General features: G+C 33.0%; 19 protein-coding genes and 1 tRNA gene. 15 read left to right on the top strand and 5 right to left on the bottom strand.

Going from position 1 to position 21,270, the window contains the following annotated elements; all coding sequences use genetic code 11:
* The first annotated feature begins 516 nt into the window (after positions 1 to 516).
* From N4G44_RS17185 to N4G44_RS17140, 10 genes are all read left to right on the top strand, one after another.
* Positions 517 to 1,020: a hypothetical protein gene (locus N4G44_RS17185; RefSeq protein WP_474928518.1), complete on the top strand. Its 504-nt coding sequence runs from the start codon at positions 517 to 519 to the stop codon at positions 1,018 to 1,020.
* Between the two features lie 1,129 nt (positions 1,021 to 2,149).
* Positions 2,150 to 3,673 (top strand): T9SS type A sorting domain-containing protein, encoded by a 1,524-nt coding sequence (locus N4G44_RS17180; RefSeq protein ID WP_474928517.1) that lies wholly within the window; start codon positions 2,150 to 2,152, stop codon positions 3,671 to 3,673.
* A gap of 3 nt (positions 3,674 to 3,676) precedes the next feature.
* A complete protein-coding gene (locus N4G44_RS17175) occupies positions 3,677 to 5,812 on the top strand; it encodes a hypothetical protein (RefSeq protein ID WP_474928516.1) in 2,136 nt (711 codons plus the stop codon).
* A gap of 44 nt (positions 5,813 to 5,856) precedes the next feature.
* Positions 5,857 to 6,588: a hypothetical protein gene (locus N4G44_RS17170; protein ID WP_474928515.1), complete on the top strand. Its 732-nt coding sequence runs from the start codon at positions 5,857 to 5,859 to the stop codon at positions 6,586 to 6,588.
* Between the two features lie 11 nt (positions 6,589 to 6,599).
* Positions 6,600 to 10,325: a DUF6443 domain-containing protein gene (locus N4G44_RS17165; RefSeq protein ID WP_474928514.1), complete on the top strand. Its 3,726-nt coding sequence runs from the start codon at positions 6,600 to 6,602 to the stop codon at positions 10,323 to 10,325.
* A 6-nt stretch (positions 10,326 to 10,331) separates the two neighbouring features.
* Positions 10,332 to 10,802, top strand: a complete 471-nt coding sequence (locus N4G44_RS17160; RefSeq protein WP_474928513.1) for a DMP19 family protein — start codon at positions 10,332 to 10,334, stop codon at positions 10,800 to 10,802.
* A gap of 1 nt (position 10,803) precedes the next feature.
* Positions 10,804 to 11,130, top strand: a complete 327-nt coding sequence (locus tag N4G44_RS17155; protein WP_474928512.1) for a hypothetical protein — start codon at positions 10,804 to 10,806, stop codon at positions 11,128 to 11,130.
* A 353-nt stretch (positions 11,131 to 11,483) separates the two neighbouring features.
* A complete protein-coding gene (locus tag N4G44_RS17150) occupies positions 11,484 to 11,828 on the top strand; it encodes a hypothetical protein (RefSeq protein ID WP_474928511.1) in 345 nt (114 codons plus the stop codon).
* 255 nt (positions 11,829 to 12,083) lie between these two features.
* Complete coding sequence (locus N4G44_RS17145; RefSeq protein WP_474928510.1) at positions 12,084 to 12,374, top strand: DUF2750 domain-containing protein; 291 nt, start codon at positions 12,084 to 12,086, stop codon at positions 12,372 to 12,374.
* Positions 12,375 to 12,431: 57 nt separating this feature from the next.
* The gene (locus N4G44_RS17140) at positions 12,432 to 13,187 is read left to right on the top strand and encodes a hypothetical protein (protein WP_474928509.1); all 756 of its coding nucleotides are present in this window, start codon (positions 12,432 to 12,434) and stop codon (positions 13,185 to 13,187) included.
* Between the two features lie 303 nt (positions 13,188 to 13,490).
* On the opposite strand, the gene N4G44_RS17135 is transcribed toward N4G44_RS17140, so the two are convergent.
* Positions 13,491 to 13,772 (bottom strand): HNH endonuclease domain-containing protein, encoded by a 282-nt coding sequence (locus N4G44_RS17135; protein ID WP_474928508.1) that lies wholly within the window; start codon positions 13,770 to 13,772, stop codon positions 13,491 to 13,493.
* Between the two features lie 148 nt (positions 13,773 to 13,920).
* Complete coding sequence (locus tag N4G44_RS17130) at positions 13,921 to 14,316, bottom strand: hypothetical protein (RefSeq protein ID WP_474928507.1); 396 nt, start codon at positions 14,314 to 14,316, stop codon at positions 13,921 to 13,923.
* Positions 14,317 to 14,410: 94 nt separating this feature from the next.
* Between N4G44_RS17130 and N4G44_RS17125 the strand changes: the two genes are divergently transcribed.
* Genes N4G44_RS17125 through N4G44_RS17105 form a run of 5 tightly spaced genes read left to right on the top strand, consistent with a single transcriptional unit; the run spans position 14,411 to position 19,085 of the window.
* Positions 14,411 to 16,231, top strand: coding sequence for a KAP family P-loop NTPase fold protein (locus tag N4G44_RS17125; protein ID WP_474928506.1), 1,821 nt, complete (start codon positions 14,411 to 14,413; stop codon positions 16,229 to 16,231).
* Between the two features lie 8 nt (positions 16,232 to 16,239).
* The gene (locus N4G44_RS17120; RefSeq protein WP_474928505.1) at positions 16,240 to 17,064 is read left to right on the top strand and encodes a hypothetical protein; all 825 of its coding nucleotides are present in this window, start codon (positions 16,240 to 16,242) and stop codon (positions 17,062 to 17,064) included.
* Entirely contained in the window at positions 17,061 to 18,359 is a 1,299-nt protein-coding gene (gene qatC / locus N4G44_RS17115) for a Qat anti-phage system QueC-like protein QatC (protein WP_474928504.1), read from the top strand. The genes N4G44_RS17120 and qatC overlap by 4 nt, the downstream gene beginning before the upstream one ends.
* Complete coding sequence (locus tag N4G44_RS17110) at positions 18,352 to 18,714, top strand: TatD family hydrolase (protein WP_474928503.1); 363 nt, start codon at positions 18,352 to 18,354, stop codon at positions 18,712 to 18,714. Before qatC ends, N4G44_RS17110 begins: the two co-directional genes overlap by 8 nt.
* Entirely contained in the window at positions 18,708 to 19,085 is a 378-nt protein-coding gene (locus tag N4G44_RS17105) for a TatD family hydrolase (RefSeq protein WP_474929028.1), read from the top strand. The genes N4G44_RS17110 and N4G44_RS17105 overlap by 7 nt, the downstream gene beginning before the upstream one ends.
* A gap of 156 nt (positions 19,086 to 19,241) precedes the next feature.
* On the opposite strand, the gene N4G44_RS17100 is transcribed toward N4G44_RS17105, so the two are convergent.
* From N4G44_RS17100 to N4G44_RS17090, 3 genes are all read right to left on the bottom strand, one after another.
* A tRNA-Cys gene (locus N4G44_RS17100) sits at positions 19,242 to 19,312 on the bottom strand.
* 58 nt (positions 19,313 to 19,370) lie between these two features.
* Entirely contained in the window at positions 19,371 to 19,859 is a 489-nt protein-coding gene (locus tag N4G44_RS17095) for an RDD family protein (protein ID WP_474928502.1), read from the bottom strand.
* Positions 19,860 to 19,889: 30 nt separating this feature from the next.
* A complete protein-coding gene (locus tag N4G44_RS17090; protein WP_474928501.1) occupies positions 19,890 to 21,254 on the bottom strand; it encodes a DUF4403 family protein in 1,365 nt (454 codons plus the stop codon).
* Positions 21,255 to 21,270: the final 16 nt, after the last annotated feature.

Here is a 21,270-nt window from a genome sequence, read left to right as displayed (position 1 = left end):
TTAAGGTTTGAAACTTGAAATTATAGTTAAAATTCAAAACTTCATATTTAGAACCTGTGAAAACCTGACATTGAAAATGCAATATGTTAGTCAATGTTAGTATTAAAAAATAGTTTTTGAACTTGAAAAAACTTGAAATTGAATTTTGCATAACCTTATAAAACCTGAGATTGAAAACCCCAAAGCAAACGAAAAGCAACTGTAGAACAACTATAAAAACAGGCTAAAGTAGATTCATTTTTCTACTGGACTTATCGGCCACAGAATAAATTATAAAATTATCACACAATGAAAATAGAAAGAAAACAAACCTTGCGAAATAATAAAGGTTTACAAAAGTTGACAGAATCAGAATCTATAATTAGCTCGATCCTATCTTTAGACAAAATTACTCATGAAGATATAAAAGAGTTAACCACTGAGCAAAGGAAAAATTTTTCTGAAACTATCCAAAATCATTTCAATCAACTGCGGGGTGAAGAAAGGGACATCTTTTATAAAAAGATTGAAGCTATTATGGTAGATGATACTAAAAATCAAATGTGGGAGCAGAACCATATTAATATCATGTGGGCTATTACTTCCCATATCAAAGAAAATGGCAGGATGCCTACAAAAACTGAAATAGCGAGTAAAACAGAACTGAGCAGGCAAACAGTTCATAAGCATTTAACGGATTATAAAAACAGTGCCTACTATTCAGAATTTCACGAACAGTTTCATATCATGCAGTCTAAAGTAATGACCACAGTTTTCCAGCATGCCATTAATGGTGATATGAGGGCTGCTAAATTATATCTGGAATGTATCGGAGCCTTAAAAAACATTTCATCCGGAAATAATCCAAATAATGTAAACAACAATACTCTGATACAAAATCAGAATAATTTTATCCAGATAGGAGGAACAATATTAAACCAAGAGATCATCAAACAAATGAGCCTAGAACAGCTCGACACTATTGAAGGGATTTTGAAAACAATCGAGGTGAAAGAGGCCGAAAAGGATAAACAAGGTTAATAAATACAGTTCTGTCAAAAAAAGAGACACATATAATTCTCCCAACCTTCTCATTCTTTTACAATTGTTATGTTAGTCTTCGGAATATTTTAAAATAACCGACTTTTCTTACTCATAAAAAAGGATTATTTAATTAGTAAAAAGTGAAGGAAAATTAAATTAATAGATTTGAACTGAATGTAAATATTTTTTAAATCGACTTTTAAATTTGAAAATGTGTTATGAGAATGATAAGGGCGCGATCATTTTTAAATTTCCGAATAGCATTTTATATTTTACCTGTTATTTAACTATACTTAAACTCATCCTGCGGAACTTATTACATATAAAGCCTATTTAGATATTAATTTAAATATTTGGCAAAGTTCCCATATACCCTTTAAAAATAAATGAAATACAGTTATATTCATTTGAAGGTATAATATAGTGTTATCTACAATTCTTTTTTACTAAACATATAATAGCCCTGAACTGTTATTGATTCCAAGCAAAGTCTCAATAACTTAATTTCATAAGATAACGAAACAAAAACAATATGGCAAACAATGGAGAATCAACTGTAACTAACAAAGCTCTGTAGTAAAAGCAGTTCTACTTTAATTGGAAAACTATATCAAAATATGGGGAAAATACGGATATGAGTATTTATTTTTTATTCTAAAATATTTTTATCTTCGTAGCCATAATTTTAACGAAACAAGCGTAAGCTGTCACATTGGTATTAGAAAACTGCGAATCTTCTACGACAACCAAATTTTGACAGACTTACGCCCGTGTATCCATATGGGCACGGGCGGGGTCTTTCTGGTTGTCGGGTTCTTCGCAGTACCTCTAATACGGATTGATCTTTGCTCCGTGCCTTTTGCGTTTATATTTAAATAATTTCATATAATTTATTGATTAAATATAATGCGACAGGTCTTGTCGCTGGATGAGAGTAGCTTTGTAACAGGAATTAAATATAATATTAAACCCACACTGATGAACAAACATTATCTATCAGGCTAAAATAGTCACCGTAAAATCACTAATCAAAATATGGGGTTTTCCCCATCGAATTGATTACAAACTAATTTTAAATTCACACAAAATTTCAGATGCCAATGAAAAAAATTACTTAAGCATACTTATGTTGTATGCAGCTATTCCATTATGCGGCCAGCAGATACTCTGGCAAAAAGATATTAAATCCAATACACAGGATTTTCTAAGCCAGGTAACTACCACTATTGACGGTCAATACTTAATTACAGGAAGCAGTATTCAGTCCAAAAGCCAATCGCCAGCAGCTAGCAGCCAAAAGCAAAACAACGGTTACGATTTCCACCTTGTCAAATTAAACCAAAAGGGAGAAGAAGTCTGGGAAAAATATTTCTCAGGTCAAAACCATGATTATTTGTCAGCTTCAGTTGATACCCAGGACGGAGGCTTTCTGATTTCCGGAACCAGCTATTCCGGTAAAGGTTTGGATAAGAAAGAAGACTCCAAAGGAGGGTCAGATATTTGGCTGATACGACTTAACGAATTTGGGGACGAATTATGGCAGAAAACTTTAGGGACTTCTTCCGATGAGGAAGCCCGATCTGTTATCCAGACCGCTGATTTAGGATTTTTTGTAGCTGGAAATGTTCAGAATTCGTCCAAAGGATACGGTTCAAAAGATGTTTTCATTGTAAAGCTCGATAAGGATGGAAAAGAAATATCTCAATCAGTTTTAGGAGGAAAAGGATTAGATGAAGTGGAAAAAATGATTCCTACTAAAGACGGTGGTGCTTTGTTAGGGATCTATTCGAGAAGCAATACAGGAGGTTCTAAGAAAACCGAAAACTCTGGAGAAGGTGATTATTGGATCATTAAACTTGACAAGAACGGAAAAACAGAATGGGAAAAGGACTTTGGAGGAAAAGCAGATGATCATATAAGAACATTAGCATTAACTTCTTTAGGTTATTTGATCGGTGGAGAATCCAGATCCGAAAGATCAGGAAATAAATCGGCTGGAATAGAAGAAGGAACCGATCTGTGGCTGATTTCTTTAAACGAAAGAGGAGAAGATCTTTGGCAGAAATCGTACAATTTCGGGAACAGGGATATTCTGATGGGAACCAGCGTACTTCATTCAGCGGATGATAAATCTTCCAAAGGGATTCTTTTGGGTGGCTATACCCAGGCAGAAGGAAAGATACAGACAGATGATGAAACTTTTTGGATGCTGTATCTGGATCAGGATGGCAATGAAAAGTGGAGAAAACACGTGAAAGGCGAATCAAGAAAAAGAGAAGAAAGACTATCTGATATAAAACTGAATAGAGACGGCTCTATCATTCTGGCAGGAACCAGCGCAGAGGAGCTTGGAAAAGAGAATTGGAAGATTATAAAGCTGGGAGACAAGCAGCTTGACCAGTTAATTGAAAAGCAGGACATCAAAATTTATCCGAACCCGGTATCAGATTATGCTTATGTAGAAATAGGCTTTGATTTTAAAGATGCTGATATTATACTGTATGATATGGGTGGAAGACAGCTTCAGAGTTTGAAGACAAAGAATAAAGTAACCAAGATAAATACCCAGAATTTGATTCAGGGAGCTTATCTGGTGACCATAAAAACGGATAACAATAAAACAGCAAGTGCTAAACTAATCAAGAAATAAACAATGATGAATAAATTAATAAATGGAAAAGAATATCTTCTTTTCCTACTCTTATTTTGTGCCGGTAATATTTATAGCCAGCAGAGCTTAGGAGAAGGGAGTACAGCTCCTATTGCCTCGCCTTCAATGGCTTCCATGTCAAGGTTTACAGACAATCCCGTAAATCAAGTGACGGGTCAGCCTAATATCAATATTCCTGTTATAGAGATTCCAATACAAGATAAAAATATTAAAAATGTCTTTAATTTAAGTTACAACCCTGTTTATGTATGGGACAGTAATTTTTCAGCCAGTGATGTTGGTGCAGGCTGGAGCTTATTTGGAGGAAGTGTAATTTATAAAAAGATTGTTGAGGAACTTGATGAAAGATATGATGATATATCAAGACAGGAATATCAAAAGAATGCTTTTGATGATTTTTACTATTACAACTTACCAGGTATATCCGGTAAATTTCAGATCAAAAGAGATGTAGTTAACAATACTTTTAGCCTCGTTAACATAACTCCCAATAATCTGAAATTTGAATATCAAAGAAGTACTAATACTGCGACATTAAAAGTTGAAAACTTTACCATTACAGACGGAAAAGGATATAAATATATTTTTGATGACTTTGATTACGAAATGAGATATGACGAAGATTTTTTTATTCCTAGGAAAGGATATAAATCCGCCTATTTTTTAACCAAAATAATAAGCCCCATTGGAAAGATACTGGCAACTTATAATTATGATAAAAAGTCAAAAAATCGAGCTTCTACCGGAGAACTGATGTATCAGTACTGTAAATTAAAATCTGTAGATACGGATCTTGGAAAAGTGATATTTGATTATCAGTTTGATGAAAGCTTAAGTGGAACTCCGAATGATCTTTACAGTCTGAAAAAAATAACATTAAAAAACTCTCTTGATCAGATTATTCAATCGTACACTTTTAATTATATAACCTCTGCCGAGCCCTATGAACAAACCCTGAGAAAAAGGCTTCTCTCTTCTATTGTTACGAGTAACAGAAATGATGCAGAAATTGAAAGGACTACATTTATTTATAATCAGGAAAATAATAACTTCCTGCCAACAGTAAACAACAGCTATTGTGATTGGCCCGGATCTGCACCACAGAGTTTTTACACCAATTATAAGTTCACGAATGTTCTGGAAAAAATAATTTCACCATCGAAAGGAGTTACACAATATGAGTATGGAAATCATGAATACTTCTTTGAATACACACCGGAGTACCTGGATTCCATATTACCTACCTATATCGATTCGGATATTCAGACTGTTGTGGCACAGCTCGATTTCCAGTTTAACAGAAGCCAGACAAATACCTATACTTTTACTATTTCCGGAGATCCTAATAAAAAAGTGGGTTTCATGTTTTCTTTTATGGTACAGGGCTATGGCGAAACTCCGGGAGCAGGCAATCCTCTTGACCCTGAGCCGGAACCATTTTATACTGATTTTACAATCAGCAGCAGTTCCGGTGAAGTATTGTATGGTAAAGAATGTTTTCCAAAAACAATTGAGCAGGCCCAAAATACCTATTATGGCTACCCGGGAACATATACAGTACAGTTTTCGGGACCAGGAAAAAGCTATGGTATTTATCAGGTATATGAAATTAAACTTAAAACAGGACCAATCCGAAAAGCAAAAAATACGGTCCAGTATGGACATATCCGGTTAAATAAAATTAAATACTATACAGGCATTAATGAGACTTCTCCCGTCAAAACACTGATTTATAATTACGATAATGTAGAAGGTACAGGATCGAGCGGCTATGTATTTAATTATGATAATGACAGTAAGATGAGTCCTAACGATGGTTTTATTATGTATAAAAATATAAAAATCTCTGAAGCCGGAAACGGATATACAAGAATTTCTTACCTGACTCCGGACGATTATCCTAAATACCAGGATGGAGGTACTCAACAATTTCCTATATATTATTATCCATACTATAATATTACAAAAGAAGGCCTGATTTCAAAAAAGAAATCTACAACGAGCAGAATCAATTATTACGTTCTGAAAACTATACATATGAGCTTAATAATTTTACTGATCAGGTTCGTGAATTTTATATTAATTACGGTTTACATCTTACAAAGCCGGCTTTCGTAAAAAGAATTTCACAGGCCAATAAAGATTATACAAAAACGGGAAGTTTGGTAGAAAGTAAAAAAGAAACCGTTATCAATTCTTCTAATCTTGGCCCTGATTCAATAAAGGATATAACTTCAGATGGTAATGTCATAGAGCAGCAGTTTATATACCCTGCCGGTACCTCCGGATATGCCCATCTTGAAAGTGCCCATATTCTCTCAGAAGCTGTTCAGATTATCAATAAGAATAATGGTAAAACAGTTTTAAACTCTCAGGTAAAATTTGCAAACAATAGCCTTTTGCCTACTTCAGTTGTTTTTGTTAATCCGAATGATAGCAGTACCAAGACAAGTATAACCTATGATCAATACGATTCCGCAGGCAATACCCGTCAATATACCAGTGTGTCTGATGAAAGTACAGGAAAAGGATTCCCTTCCGTTATTATTTGGGGATATAACAATACAATGCCTATTGCTAAAATAGAAGGAGCTACTATAACGGATATAGCAGGATTGGCAGATAATATCATATCAAAATCAAACTTAGACATTGATGCTGCTTCTGAAACAGAGCTTATTAATGCATTGGACGCTTTCAGAACAAACACTGCATTAAAAAAATTCCAGATTACTACATATACTTATGATCAGTTGATCGGTATTACAACACTTACTCCGCCAAACGGAGTAAGAGGGATTTATAAGTATGACCAGAATAACAAATTGAAGGCTCTTGTTAACGTCAATGGAAATATTATCCAGGAATATAAATACAATATCAAACAGCCATAAAAACATAGATCATGAAAAAAATATCAATTTTTATATACTTTTTTGTATCTGCTTTGTTTTATGCACAAAGTCTTAGTAATACAGAGAACTACACCTATAGCAGGACCTATCTTGAACCAGTAACCACCGAGCAACCCGGAGCCCAACAACAGCAAACTGTTCAATACTTTGATGGTTTGGGAAGAAGTAAACAGAGTATCGGCATAAAGGCTTCTCCACTTGGAAAAGATATTGTGGTTCCCGTATCTTATGACAATCTGGGAAGGCCATCAAAAAATTATCTTCCCCTTCCTGTGGATTCTCAAAATGGTGCTTATATGCCAAGCGCAGGGGAAAACTCTGTAAATGCATATTATAATGTTTCCAACGCATTTTCTGAAGTAGCTTACGAAAACTCACCATTAGGGCGAATCGAAAAAGCTGCCGCACCCGGATCTGAATGGCAGCTTAGCGGGAGCCATACACCAAAAGCAGAATATTTGTCAAATGCAGCCGGTGAAGTAAAAAGGTTCAAAGTGGCAATTACTTGGAATTCTTATTTACAAATTAATGATGCAGTGTTGAATTTTGCAGCTAATGATTCCTATACAACCAATGGTTATTATAATGCCAACACACTTTACAAATCAGTGTCCAAAGATGAAGACGGGAATGAATCCCATTCCTTTACCAATTCTCTGGGCCAGACTATTTTAATGCGGAAAATTAATGTAAAAGAAAACGGAGCAGTTGAAAATCTGGACACCTATTATGTGTATGATGATTTCGGTAACCTTTCTTTCATGATTCCCCCAAAAGCGTCAATTGCCAGCACAGGCGCGGAAATCCAGCCTCTACTAAATCCTTTATGCTATCAGTATAAATACGATAAATACAACAGGCTTGCAGAAAAGAAACTTCCTGGAAAAGGCTGGGAATATTTTGTATACGATAAACAAAACAGACAGGTACTAGGCCAGGATGCCAACTTAAGAACAAGTGTTAATAATTTTGGAAAGCCGGGCTGGATGTTCACCAAGTATGATGCATTCGGAAGAGTAGTTTACAGTGGCTTTTTTGCCAATACGGCGTCAAGGATAGCTATGCAGACGGCATTAAACAATATGTCTGCTAATGCAAATAATAATGAAACAGCAAGTACTTCTCCATTTACGCAGAATAATATTAATGTTTACTATACAAAAGAAGCATTCCCAACAGGGAGTATGACCATCTTATCAGTTAATTATTATGATGAGTACCCTGAAGGGGCACCTCAACGCCCGGACCAGATACAGAATAAACCTGTTTTAGCTTCTATTCCTACTCTTATTACTTCCAATGGGCTTGCATCTGTAAGAAGTACAAAAGCACTACCTACCATCAGCTATACTAAAAATATTGAAAATGATAACTGGTCTTCAGATGCCATATGGTATGATCAGTTGGGGAGAGCAATTGGAAGTTACAGTAAAAACCATTTGGGAGGGGTTACCAAAACAGAGGCTTTGCTTGATTTTTCAGGGAAAACCCAGCTGGCTTTTACCTACCATTCAAAAAGTACGGCCAATACTGAAGTTACGGTTAAAGACAGGTATACGTATAGCCCTCAGGGATATTTACTTAAGCATTACCAACAGGTTGATAGCGGAATGGAAGAGCTGCTTTCCGATTACACTTATAATGATTTGGGACAGGTTATTAATAAGAAAGTGGGTAATAATCTTCAGAGTATAGATTATACTTATAACATAAGGGGATGGCTTACCGGGATCAATGCTGCTGATATAAATAATATGGGAAGCAAGCTGTTTTCCTACAAAATAAAATATAATTCGGTTGAAGGGGCGGAAACTCCCAATAACGAATATCCAGGACTGAAAGTAAAACCTAAATTTAACGGGAGTATCTCGGAAACAGACTGGAAAGTTGCGGGCGAAAATATCCTGAAAAGATATGGATACAGCTATGACGGGGCAGAAAGGCTAAGGGCCGGGTTTTACCAGAACGAGATGAACCCTTATCTCAAAGAATACAGTGAGATTGTAGACTATGACAAAAACGGGAATATTTCTACATTAAAAAGAACCGCAAATTCTTCCGCCGGTACTGCCATAGCTATTGACGATCTTACTTACATTTATGATGGTAACAGATTGAGTACTGTAACAGACTACTCACAAAATTATGCAGGATACCCGTCCTTATCCGGAATCCTCATAGATTATGATAGTAATGGCAATATGACCAGCCAGAAGGATAAGGGGATATTACAGATAAAATATAACCATCTTAATCTTCCTTCTTCTGTTACTTATGATACAACCTATATCATTCAGGAAAAAAATGGCACTTCTGCAGAAAGAAATTACAATACTCAATACATCTACTCTGCGGATGGAACAAAGCTGAAAACGGAGTATACTTATTATTCCAACAAAAGCGAAATGGAGCTTAAAAGGGTTTCTGAATACCTTAATGGCTTCCAGTACGAAGATGGCGGACTTCAGTTTTTTGCCAATGAAGAGGGTTATTATGATTACACTCAAAAGAAGTATATTTACAACTACGTTGACCATCTTGGAAATGTAAGGGTAAGCTATGCCAGGAATGCCAGCGGAAGCGCAGAGATCATTGAAGAAAATCATTATTACCCTTTCGGGTTAAGGCATAATACATCCAATTTGCTAACCAGGGCTTACCGTAAAAAATACAATGGTAAAGAGCTTCAGGAAAACGGTATGTTGGATTACGGATGGAGACTGTATATGCCGGAGCTGGGAAGATGGAACGGTATGGATCAGCTTTCTGAAAGTTACCATTCTGCTTCTCCATATGCTTATGTAATGAACAACCCTGTCAATATGTATGATCCGGATGGAAGAATGAGTATGGACCTGGGTGCAGGCTTTTGGAATAACTCTCAGGATGGTACAACCTGGTACAATACAGGTTCAGGGTTTACCAGTTCAGATGGTATTTCGATGGACTATGATGGGAATAGTATCAATTGGAGCCAACCTTACACTAATATGCTGCTTGCCAATATTGGTATTGCAACAGGTTCAAGTACTGATGGTGAAGGTGGGGTTCATGTTAATATACCTCCTATTGTACTTTCAAAGAGCAGCTTCTTCTGGGGAATGGAGATCCGAAGCCATGTAAATGAATACATGGAATGGTGGAATTCAAAAAGTGATTTGGCTTGGGACAGAGTTAGGAATGCTGGAAGATATAATGATCATGGCATTAATTTTATAGGTGGTGCTGGAGATCCTATTGGTATTTTTGATGTAGGCGGGCAGGTTTTAAGTACTTGGGAACCGGAAAATAGGTATCTTGCAATGGGTATTGCAATCATAGGGGCTGTAGCACTAAAAAAACCAGGTTTAGCAGTTAAAGAAGAAAGCAACTTATGGAGAGTAGGAGCTTATAAAGAAATGAAAGGAATAGAAGCTGGATTAGATGCACACCATGTTGGGCAAAGCGCAATTATGAAACGGCTTGTTGCCGGCTATGAACACAATACAGCTCCAACGATATTAGTACCAGTTTTAGGACATCGTAAACTTATCCCAGAAATTGGTAGAATGGCAATAACAAAAGGATCTGGAAATTTTACAAACGCCCGTCAAGTATTAGCAAGAGATATATTTGAATTAAGACGCGTTTACAAATCTCAAAATATACCAAATAGTGCACTACAAGAATTAATTCAAATGAATAAACAGATGTACCCTGGAGCATTTATAAAATAATTAAATATGGAAAATATAATTGATAAAACTTATGCGGAAGCAGTAAAAGGATTAGATGAAGAAATATTAAGTGATTGTGATACATGGTATAAATATGTTTTGAATTTACCAAAAGCTCAACAAGTTGTTTATACTGTTATTTTACTTCATTGGCAAGTTGAAAATGGAGGATTTCATCAATATTTCTTTAATTCTTATGGCCAATTTGCTTATTTAACCATTACAAACTTAAAATTAATAGGAGCAACCCAAAGAGTTGAATTATTAGATACTGCAACCCATCTTGTCAACGAGGAATATTTGATCGAAGACGCTTTTAGAAATCTAATTTTTAACAGGCAGATTTCGAAAATTGTAGATTTCGATGAAATGTTATTTAATAAATTAAATGAAATAGATGATAAATATTATAATATAGAAGGTGAGGATGTTGCCATTTTGCTTGAAGATTATTTAAATAAACAATCTAAAAATTAAAATGAAGCTTTTAGAATTAGTTCAATATTTCAGAAATGGAGGCTCTTATAAAGAGTTTTGTCAATTACAAGATTTAAATACTGAATCTGAAGTAATAGAAATCTATATGGAGCAACCTTGGGAAATTGACAAAGATTTGGCATTTTTCGAAATTGAAAAAACAGAAGGTAATATTGAATATTCTCCCAATGGTAAAGAATATTCTAATTTATTTGATTTCTACTATTTTTTGGATGCAATAGAAGAATCTAATAATGATGAAAATCAATCTTTATCCAATGAAAAGCTTACAAAACTTCTTTACAATTATGCAATAAACGATGCATAATAGAGTTAATCAAAACCTGTCTTTTATAAGACAGGTTTTTTTAAATATTGATAATTTTAAAACAACTGGCAACAAGCAATGCCCAATTAACAATCCTTCTGAAGGAATGATCGTAAAATACAATATGTGAACCCAAAAGAATTAGTAAAATTTTGAATAATCAAGAATTAAATAGAAAAAAATATTTAGAATCTACAAAACGTATAAAAGAAGAATGGTTCACTAGTGAAATACCACACTAGTATAGCTATATAATCCTTTAGGAAGTTTGGATGACATGTATTATGATTTGGAAGATGAAGATATTGCCGATTTGTTAGGAGATTATTTAAATAAACAATCTAAAAATTAATATGAAGCCAAAAGAATTAGCGGAAATTTTGAAGAGAAGTGTTATAGAAGAAAATCTCGACTCGTATCAAAATTTATTAGAAACTACAAATGAAGCTACAGACCCTATTTGGAAAGGTATTTTACCAATCTATATAGATTTTTCAAAAGAAGAAAAAGAAACTTTTTTAAAATTTTTGCGTATTGTTGAAATCAATACTTTATCACATGTATTAGGTATATTCGATGGGACTACATATGCTGAAGGTATAAATGACGAATTTATTATAAATATGGAAGGGAAAAAGGAAAAGTTGAATGGCGATTTGCAAAATTTATTTTTAGAATTAATTGAAGAAGAAGGATAATTCAATAATATTTCAAAAACATTAATAACTGGAATAGAGTATTGTAAATCAATACTCTATTTTTTTCACTCATTATTAATTAATACTTTAATCGCTAAAAAATGAACTTTGATTTTAAACAAGGAAATTATATTCATTATAATTGTCACAATACCTATTGAAAATGCATCATAAAGAAATTGAAAATGTCTTAAGCTTAGAACCTTTCAAAAGGTACGAATACTTCAATAAGAAAGTTGCTGATTTTGAACAATTATGGACATCGTTGATAATGAAGAAAATTACGCTGTCTCAGAGGTTGATGATTTTAGTCTTATTTCATTCTGGCCTGCTGAAGAATTTGTATCACTAGATCTTCAAGAAGGTTGGGAAAATTGTAAACCCCTTAAATTAACGTTAGATGATTTACGTGATGACATATTTGATATTATCAACTCTGAAAATTATTTAATAAATGTTTTTCCTGTAAATGGGGGAACAGGATTTGTGGTTGATCTTGAAGAATTTACTAGAGACTTAAATGAAGAATTAGGTAAGATTGAATAAATTAGGAAGGTCACTGTGACCTTTATTATCAAAAATAAACAATGAACAATTATTAGAATGAGCATTAGAATTAATAAAGAAAAAATAAATCAATGGCTTAGAAATACATCAGTAATACTAAATAAGCCCTATAAACCTGCTAATAATCCCCCATTCGCAATACTCACTACAACAGGAGTTATCTATACATTAGGATTATTTTATCTATGGGCTTTTTTTGATTTTTACAATATCCGATACTTTTTATATTTTGATTTAAAGGATTCACTTGCTGTTCTATATGAAAAACTGATGCTCATAGTTTTTATTAGTATTGTTATATCTCCATTTTTAATCATCTTACATCCCAAATTAACAGGGACTAAGAAGAGGAACTCAAAAGCTAAGAGCAAGTTTTCAAACTTATCCATTGCTTTGGTAATGCTTATCTTTTTAGGAGAAATACTGGTTTTTTTACAAGTCTATGAATTTGCATCCATTTTTATAATTCTTTTTTTGGTTATGGTGGCAGGCTCTGGATATGTTTATTTATATGAATATCCCAGCTTGGGAATTTGTATGTTATTATCTGTACTATTTTTATTCGTTTTTAGTATTGCAAAAATTGAAGCAAAACATGCAACCAAAACAAAATTAAAAGCAAATATTGTCCTAAAAAGCCATTCTGAAGTTCCTATCCTGAGAGAAAATGACAGTTGTAAATATTTAATATTCAAAACATCAAATTATTACTTCATTAAGGATGATTGTAGACATTTGATTCTTACTTACAATGCCTCATCAGGTGAAATGACAAGCTTTACACCTAAATAGAATGCCTCATTAGTCATAAATCCGAATGCGTCATTGTAAATCTTGTTTATATCAAGAATATTTCCTTGTTAATCAACCATAAAGGAACATAGTATTATAATCAATCATTCAAAAATTGAAAACCATTATTTGATGCTATAGTAATCAAGGGACTTATCACATCTAAAAGTTTTTTTTCAGTAATGTCAGATAAGTCTGATGTTATGTAAAAATATTCTTGCAGTAATCTTTCCTCTGGATTTATATCTGAAAAAATATCAATAGCGAGTCTTTGAAGGTTACAAAAAGAGTCAAAATGCTTTTCTAGTATAGGAAGTTTATTTTTTTATACAGATTAAATTTTTTATCAGCAGGGATTAAATTCCATATTTGATTATGTGAAACAAAGCTGTAAGGAATGAAATGTTCAATATCATAATTTTGAATTGTAAGTTTTGTTCCAGTATAAATACAATTAACTGATCCAACTTCTTTAAAAATAGTGTTCCAAAATTTTCTTTGCTTTACAAGATTACTTCTGGTAGCAGGTTTTATCAGTTTATTTGGAATATCTGGAATATTTGGATTTCTTACTTGTAAGAACAAAACAAGATTCCAATAAATAAAGTCTTTTATAATTCTAGAGTTTTTCTGAAAATATTTTTTCCAATCCGAATCAATAATGACTTTATCATGGTATAGAGAATAAATAGGGCTACTAACTTTATCTTGGGATAGCTGATATATATCTTTCTTATTTTTTTGGATACCAGGGACTCAAAAACCAGTGGGGAACATTTTTATCAAAGTGGTTCAATATTTTAACTGTTTCAATATTATTTGTTCGAGCAAGCCTGGAAACGATTTCATTTTTATCCTCATCAATATTAATCATTTCTAATACTCTTATTTTATGACTGCTTTCTTGAATAAGATCCTGGGAGCCAAAAGAAATATTAAAATAATTCACTGTGTACCAGGATTTAGCTATCATTTTTATAAATAATTCATGCTTAGTTATAATGTCTAAGCCAGACTCAATACTATCTATAATAGCCAGTAACCAATAAAACTTATATGTTGTTGATTTACTATTAAAGCAAGAAGCTAAGAGATGAATGGGCAAGTTTTCATTATAAGGAAGTTGCATCAGAATTTATTTGATAAAAGTTAATAAAAATGTGGTAATCCGTAATTATTAAATCTAAAAACTTTGTATTTTACATGATTCAAATTAAAATATTATGTGGAAAGATAGTGAAACATACATTGACTTATTGAACTTTGATTATTTAGTTGAGGTTACGAAAGATATAATTGAAAATGAAGATTTGTCTCCTTGTACAATTGGGGTTTATGGAGATTGGGGTAGTGGAAAGTCTAGTTTGGTTGAAATGATTCTAAAGTCATATGAAGGTAATGAAGATTTTTTATGTATAAAATTTAATGGGTGGCTGTTTGAAGACTATGAAGATGCCAAAACAGCTTTGTTAGGTACAATTATAGATAAAATTAAAGAAAAGAGAACTCTTACTGCAAAGGCTAAGGCTGGTGTAAAAAAACTATTAAAAAATATAAACTATCTTGATTTAGCAAGTAAAGGGTTAAAGTATGGAGTTGATTTTATGCTTACAGGAGGATTAGGAACCATTGCAGATATTACAATACAACAGGTTGCTTTACATCTAAAATCAGCAGGACAGGAAATAAAAGATGAGGAAATAAAAAAAGTTCTTGAAGGTACTTTTTCAAAGGAAGAGGTAAGGAAAAATCTTAGAGAGTTCCAAAAAGATTTTGAAGAATTACTTAAAGAAACAAAAATTAAAAAATTAGTTGTTTTTATAGATGAACTTGACAGATGTAACCATGACACAATTCTAGAGACTTTAGAAGCAATAAGATTGTTTTTGTTTACAAAAGGAACTTCGTTTATAATTGGTGCTGATGAAAGACAAGTAATGTATGCTGTAGGAAAAAGATTTCCAGAAGTTAAAGGAAACCACTTGGATATTGGTAAAGAGTATCTTGAGAAAATGATACAATATCCAATAAAAATACCTCAGCTGGGTATTTACGAGATGGAGTTTTATATTACATCATTATTTCTTCAAGAAACTTTCAAAAAAGAATATGCTGAAATAATAGACTTTCTTAAAGAAGAAAGAGAGCAAAACTTCATTAAGTTTGAGATTAGTTATGATTTAATAAAAGATAAGTTTCAAGATATTGATGAGGATAAATTAAAAGATGTAATATCAGTATCAAAACAGCTTTCATCAGTACTATCTAATAGGCTTAATGGGAATCCAAGACACTGTAAAAGATTCTTGAATGCACTATCCATGAGAATGAAAATGGCTGAGTTTAAAAATATAAACTTAGACAAAAAGGTTTTAGCTAAATTAATGTTAATAGAATATTTCAAAGATGATGTATTTAAGAAAATAGGAGAACTTCAGGCAGATGAAAATGGGAAGCCAATAGAGATTAAATTAATCGAAGAAAACAAATGGGATGATGTTGAAGCTTTGAAGCTTTGGAAAGATGATTTCTGGCTAAATAATTGGATAAGCTCTGAACCTAAACTATCAGATATTGATTTGCAAAACTATTTTTATTTCACAAGAGAAAGTTTACAAACTACTTTCTTTAAATCATCTTACTCTCTTAGCTCGGAAGCTGAAAATATCTTAAAAGGTTTGCAAGCAGGCTCTGATACTTTCAGAAATGAAGCGATTAAAAAATCAAAAAATATAAATGAATTTGAATCTTCAGAGATTCTAAAAACACTTTTTGTATCAATCGAATCATCTACGGAGATTGATTTAAACTTATTAAAGTCATTTCTTGAATGGGGTAAAGCTAATGAAAGCCTACATTCTGATACTATAGCAAAATTATCAACCTTACCTGCAAAAGCTATAAAATTCACTTTCATACCCAATATTTTTGAGTTTGGAAGAGCTACTGATAAGCTTGAAGATATTAAAGAACTGGCAGGAAAATGGGAAAAAGAAAACACAAAATTAAAAAAGGCAATTGAGCAGGAACTAAAACAAAACTAAAGAAAACTATGGGAACATCAAGTATGTATGGGGGCTATTCCAATGGGGGTTCGCAAAATAATCCTTTAATACCACCAGATTTTGAGGATAACGAACAGGAAAACACTAATAATCCAGAAAGTCAGAATTCTGAAAATGATTCAGAAGATAGCAATACTGAGCAAGAACAACAAGAACAGACTGTTGAATGGAGTAATGCAAAAACTTTCATGTCAAAAGTGGCTTCTGGAAAATCCAAGAATATTAAAGGAGCAGTTTCAAAGTATGTAAAAGCTTATGGAGGTGCTAAATCTGCTTCAAAAAATGCAGTAGGAGGAATAAAAACAACTATTAAACTTGGAAATTTTGTAAGAGGTATTTCAGAGCAAGGACTGAAGGAAACTCTGAATGAATACAAGATAGATTATAAGGATAGAAGCACAAAAGAAGTTCTAAATGAACTAGTAAACATTTTAGCTCCTTCCCCTAGTACAAAAGAAGATGCTATTTCAAGAAAGGCTTTGATACTTACAATGGAAGTGTTATATGAACTTATAGAAAAAGAAAATTTAGAAATAGAAGCTATTGAAAACCTAGATGTAAACATCATAATTCCAACTTATATAGAAGTATATATCTACCAGAAGCTAATAAATGATTTAGGTTCAAGAATTGAAAGTAATTCTAAAAGCGCAGCAGATGCAGTAGCATTAGAAAAGGATATAAAAGAATATATCCATTCTAAGATTGAGATTGTCTTTAAAGGTAAAGAGATTAAAGATTATAAATTCTCAACAAAAGAAATATTAAGCCTTTATAACCAATGTTACACCGTAATGGAAGATTTATTATGACAGAATATATATTTAAACTAAATACTGATGATGTATTAACTGTAGACTCCGCAATTGAAGTAGATTTAACTTCAAAGGAAGATTACAATCACACTTTTTTTAAATTATTAAGACCTCTATATCGTATGCCACACTTCTTTCAAAATGAGGCATTAGATTTATGGTACATCTCTTTAATGGTATATTATGTTGATAGAAAAGTTTTAAGAAAAGGAACATTTGACAATTGGACTAGAGAAGTTAAACTTTATATTCCAGTATTAGAAGTTGATAAATGGAATGAAAACAAGGATCTACTTATAGAAATGATTTCTTATTTAAGTGGAGATATTTGGGATTTTGAGTTTAGAAAAAGAGAGCTAAATGAAAATGAAGCTAAAATATCTGAAAATGTTGCCAGAAGTTATCTCTCAAATAAGTTTATCCCTGATAGCTTCTGTATGCTATCTGGAGGGCTAGATTCATTTATTGGTGCAATAGACCTACTAAAAGAAAATAAAAACATTGCATTTATTGGACATTATGGAGGAGGAAAAGGAGTAAAGCCTTTCCAAGATAAAGTCATCTCATTATTGAAAGATAAATTCGAATTACAAGAAGGACAGTTTTTTAATTTTAATGCAACTCCAATAGGAGGGGTTGAAGATACAACCCGAACGCGTTCATTTATGTTTTTTATGCATGCTATTATTCTAGCATCTTGCATGAATAAAGAAGTTAATTTATATATTCCTGAAAATGGATTAATATCTTTAAACATCCCTCTTACCAATTCTAGGTTGGGTAGTAGTAGTACTAGAACAACACATCCTTATTACCTAAAGATGCTTCAAGAGTTATTAACAAAACTTGGTATCAAAGTAATATTAAAAAACCCTTATCAGTTTTTAACTAAAGGAGAAATGTTATTAAACTGTAAAGAACCAGATTTTATTAAACAACATTATAAAGAGACAATGTCCTGCTCACATCCAGATCAAGTCAGATGGGTAAAAGGTAGTTTTGAACCTAAACATTGTGGTACATGTTTGCCATGTACTATTAGAAGAGCTTCTGTTTTAAAAGCATTTGAGGTTGATAATACGCTATATAGAGATGTTGATTATGAAAATAGGAAGGCTAGTATAGAACTAAGATCTTATAAGATTGGACTTTTAGATTATGCTGAAAATAGTAAGGGGTTATTTACAATTCAAATGTCTGGTAAAATTGATGAGAATATAGATGAGTATGAGGATTTATATAACAGGGGGATGGAAGAATTAGCTACTTTTATAAATACGAAAAATGACTAATTTTTTATTTGATACTCATGCTCATTTAGATTTGTCAACTAATTTTAATGAGGAAGTTAATAGTATTGAAAAACTAAAAATATACACAATAGCTGTAACAAATCTTCCTCCTCTCTACATTAAGTTTAAAAGTAGGATTGAATCAAAATATATAAAACCCGCTCTAGGGTTTCATCCTGAACTTATTGAGAAATACCAAAAGTATATACCTCAAATGTGGAGCCTATTAGGTGAAGCGAAATATATCGGAGAGGTTGGCTTGGATTATAAGGTTGGAATTAACTCAAAAGCAATTCAATTAAGTTTTTTTGAATCGCTTATTCATAAATGTAATGATTTAGGGGAAAAATATTAACTATACATAGTAGAAATAGTGTTGATGATGTTTTATCTATTATAGGAAGTAGGTTCAATAGTAAGTTCATCTTACATTGGTATTCAGGTAATTTAAAAAATATAGATATAGCAGTTGCTAATGGAGCTTACTTTTCTATTAATAATGCAATGTTCAATTCTAATAATGGTTTAAAGATAATAAATCATATACCTATTGATAGGTTACTTTTAGAATCTGATTATCCGTTTGTGATGAATAAGGGTAAAACACCCTTCAGAGTTACTGATATTAATCAAGTTGTTATTAGTTTAGCAAAATTCAGAAATAAAGACTATAATGAAATGTTGAGAGTTCTAGATGCTAATTTTAGAAAATTATTAGAAGGTTAAAACTGGATTATGGGAACATAAATCAAGGAAGGGAAGAATGGAGATTAAGAAAGTATATAAAAAAGCTTTTTTATAACTGGTTGGAATTATGTTGGAATAAATAAAAATAAAAAACCTCTAAAGATCTGTTAGTAAGATAATTAGAGGTTTTTAAAGAGGTACCTAGCGGATTCGAACCGCTGTAGATGGTGTTGCAGACCACTGCCTAGCCACTCGGCCAAAGTACCGTTTTTACCATTTTTGAGGTGTGCAAATATAGCAAAAAATTTTAATGAACAAAAATTTTTAAATCATTTCTTTCGCTCCAATGCTGTTGATATCGCTTTTTAGCTGTGTTTCAGCTTCATAATCTTTGATGTTAATAACACGTGTATTGCTCCATTGATCATGAAAACCGTTTTCCCCTAAAAATGACAGTTGGTCAACAAGGATAATTCCTCTTATGATATTTCTCAAAAAATAATTTCCGACAGAAGGTTTCTGCCCGTCAGTCATGATCACCTTGGTTCCCGTAATCAGTTTTCCCAGGCTTCTTCCGCCGGTGGCAGCTTCTACTAAAAATGTAAACAATATGTAGGAAATAATACCGAGTAACCTTTGTACCAGATCGCCGGAATTGACAATCCATTCTTTGAAAGCGGGACTGATGAGCATTAAGATCATAATAACGATAAAGAAAACGATGTAAAATGCTACAAGGTCAATTAAATAATTGGCAAATCTTGCTCCTTTGGAAGCGCGGTGCCTGTCTACAATCTGTAAATATTTCCTCATTGGTGTATTAGTTTTTTGTTGATTTATAATTTAAATTCCGTTAAGCATTAATTTTAAAGTGGCATTGGTTTCAATAACAGCAGTGATTCCCGATTCGTTTAATAAAACACGGCCCGGTTTCAGATTAAAAACTCTTCCGTTCATCTTTAAGCCTTTATAATATTCTTTATTAAATGCCTCTTCTATACTTTTCTTCGAAGCCAGCTCCAGTTCCTGCGTCGGGATTCCGTATTCCTCTTCAATCATCTTTACAATTTTCCCCTTAAAAAGAAGGGTAGCCGTTTTCTGCAGGATATTGGCGGTTCTCAGATTAAATTTTGTGTTGGAAAGTACAATTTTCTTTTTCATTTCATCATACACCGGAATCCCTGAAATAATGGCTTTGCCATTTACATAACCTTCCGTTTCAGCTTCAATGATCACTCTTCCTTCCGAACCGTAAACCCTGATATCTTTGATCTTTACTTTAGAACCTCTTACATCATATTCTTTGTTCATGAACATATTGCGGGCAATATTCGTTGCTTCTGAAAAAGGGACATTCGCTGTAGTTTGAAGTAGGAATTTATCTGCCAGGGCAGGAACAACGTTGAAATTACTTACCGATCTTACCGTCGGGGTAGCTGCAGGTTTGCTTCCTGTAAACGTTTCCGAATAAATATCCATTCCGATATTCGTTGTAATTTCATTTCCATAGAATTTCAGAGGAGTAATGTTTACGCCGACCGGAGTTATTTTCAGCCAGGTGTTATATTCTTCAGAAATATTAAAGGGTTGGGCAAAAACATTCCAGGCCATTACCGCATATTGCTGGAAATTCAGCTGGGTAGCCATCTGTTGGTCAATGGTTTTAGCGAATTTTCCCTGCTGTTCCTTCAGGCTTTTTTCTACCAGTGAAGTGATAGGAATCTGTATTTTGCCATAATCCAGGACAGGTTTTGTTACCCATCTGAATCCATTGGGCTGAGTATTGGTAGAAATTGTCCAGTTATTGTTAAAGCTGATGGTGGTGTTGAAGGACATCACCGTTTCAAAAGTTGTATTCTGATACGAATATACTCCAAGGGTACCGATGCCCTTTTCTGCCCATATTTTTATAGGAACCTCAATCAGCAGGTTTTGGCTTGTTCCGCCCACCAGACGGATAGGACGGGTTTTCCATACTTTTACCTTGAACTGGTCATTATTGTTATCCGTATAGGAATCATCCTGAAATATCAACTCCTTTACCGAAGCGTTAATCATATTACTGATTTCGGAAAGCGGAATAGTGACCGGCATCGTAATGTTGGACCGTATCTTCGGAAAATTATAAACGGCAGATTGATTATCAACGGCAGTCTGGCCAAAAACAAAAGCGAAGCTTAATAAAAATAATAATTTGATGGATTTCAATTCTTTATATTTTTTG

It is taken from the genome of Chryseobacterium sp. GTID13 (assembly GCF_056172655.1).
Note: the sequence above shows the minus strand (reverse complement) of the source record. Positions and strands in the feature narration are given on the sequence as shown.

Excerpts from the sequence above, each read along its gene's own strand:
- N4G44_RS17160 (WP_474928513.1), top strand. The coding sequence starts at position 10,332 with ATGGAAAATATAATTGATAAAACTTATGCGGAAGCAGTAAAAGGATTA.
- N4G44_RS17120 (WP_474928505.1), top strand. The coding sequence starts at position 16,240 with ATGGGAACATCAAGTATGTATGGGGGCTATTCCAATGGGGGTTCGCAA.
- N4G44_RS17145 (WP_474928510.1), top strand. The coding sequence starts at position 12,084 with ATGGACATCGTTGATAATGAAGAAAATTACGCTGTCTCAGAGGTTGAT.
- N4G44_RS17110 (WP_474928503.1), top strand. The coding sequence starts at position 18,352 with ATGACTAATTTTTTATTTGATACTCATGCTCATTTAGATTTGTCAACT.
- N4G44_RS17140 (WP_474928509.1), top strand. The coding sequence starts at position 12,432 with ATGAGCATTAGAATTAATAAAGAAAAAATAAATCAATGGCTTAGAAAT.
- N4G44_RS17095 (WP_474928502.1), bottom strand. The coding sequence starts at position 19,859 with ATGAGGAAATATTTACAGATTGTAGACAGGCACCGCGCTTCCAAAGGA.
- N4G44_RS17175 (WP_474928516.1), top strand. The coding sequence starts at position 3,677 with ATGATGAATAAATTAATAAATGGAAAAGAATATCTTCTTTTCCTACTC.
- N4G44_RS17150 (WP_474928511.1), top strand. The coding sequence starts at position 11,484 with ATGAAGCCAAAAGAATTAGCGGAAATTTTGAAGAGAAGTGTTATAGAA.
- N4G44_RS17165 (WP_474928514.1), top strand. The coding sequence starts at position 6,600 with ATGAAAAAAATATCAATTTTTATATACTTTTTTGTATCTGCTTTGTTT.
- N4G44_RS17155 (WP_474928512.1), top strand. The coding sequence starts at position 10,804 with ATGAAGCTTTTAGAATTAGTTCAATATTTCAGAAATGGAGGCTCTTAT.
- qatC (WP_474928504.1), top strand. The coding sequence starts at position 17,061 with ATGACAGAATATATATTTAAACTAAATACTGATGATGTATTAACTGTA.
- N4G44_RS17185 (WP_474928518.1), top strand. The coding sequence starts at position 517 with ATGGTAGATGATACTAAAAATCAAATGTGGGAGCAGAACCATATTAAT.
- N4G44_RS17130 (WP_474928507.1), bottom strand. The coding sequence starts at position 14,316 with ATGCAACTTCCTTATAATGAAAACTTGCCCATTCATCTCTTAGCTTCT.
- N4G44_RS17125 (WP_474928506.1), top strand. The coding sequence starts at position 14,411 with ATGTGGAAAGATAGTGAAACATACATTGACTTATTGAACTTTGATTAT.
- N4G44_RS17180 (WP_474928517.1), top strand. The coding sequence starts at position 2,150 with ATGTTGTATGCAGCTATTCCATTATGCGGCCAGCAGATACTCTGGCAA.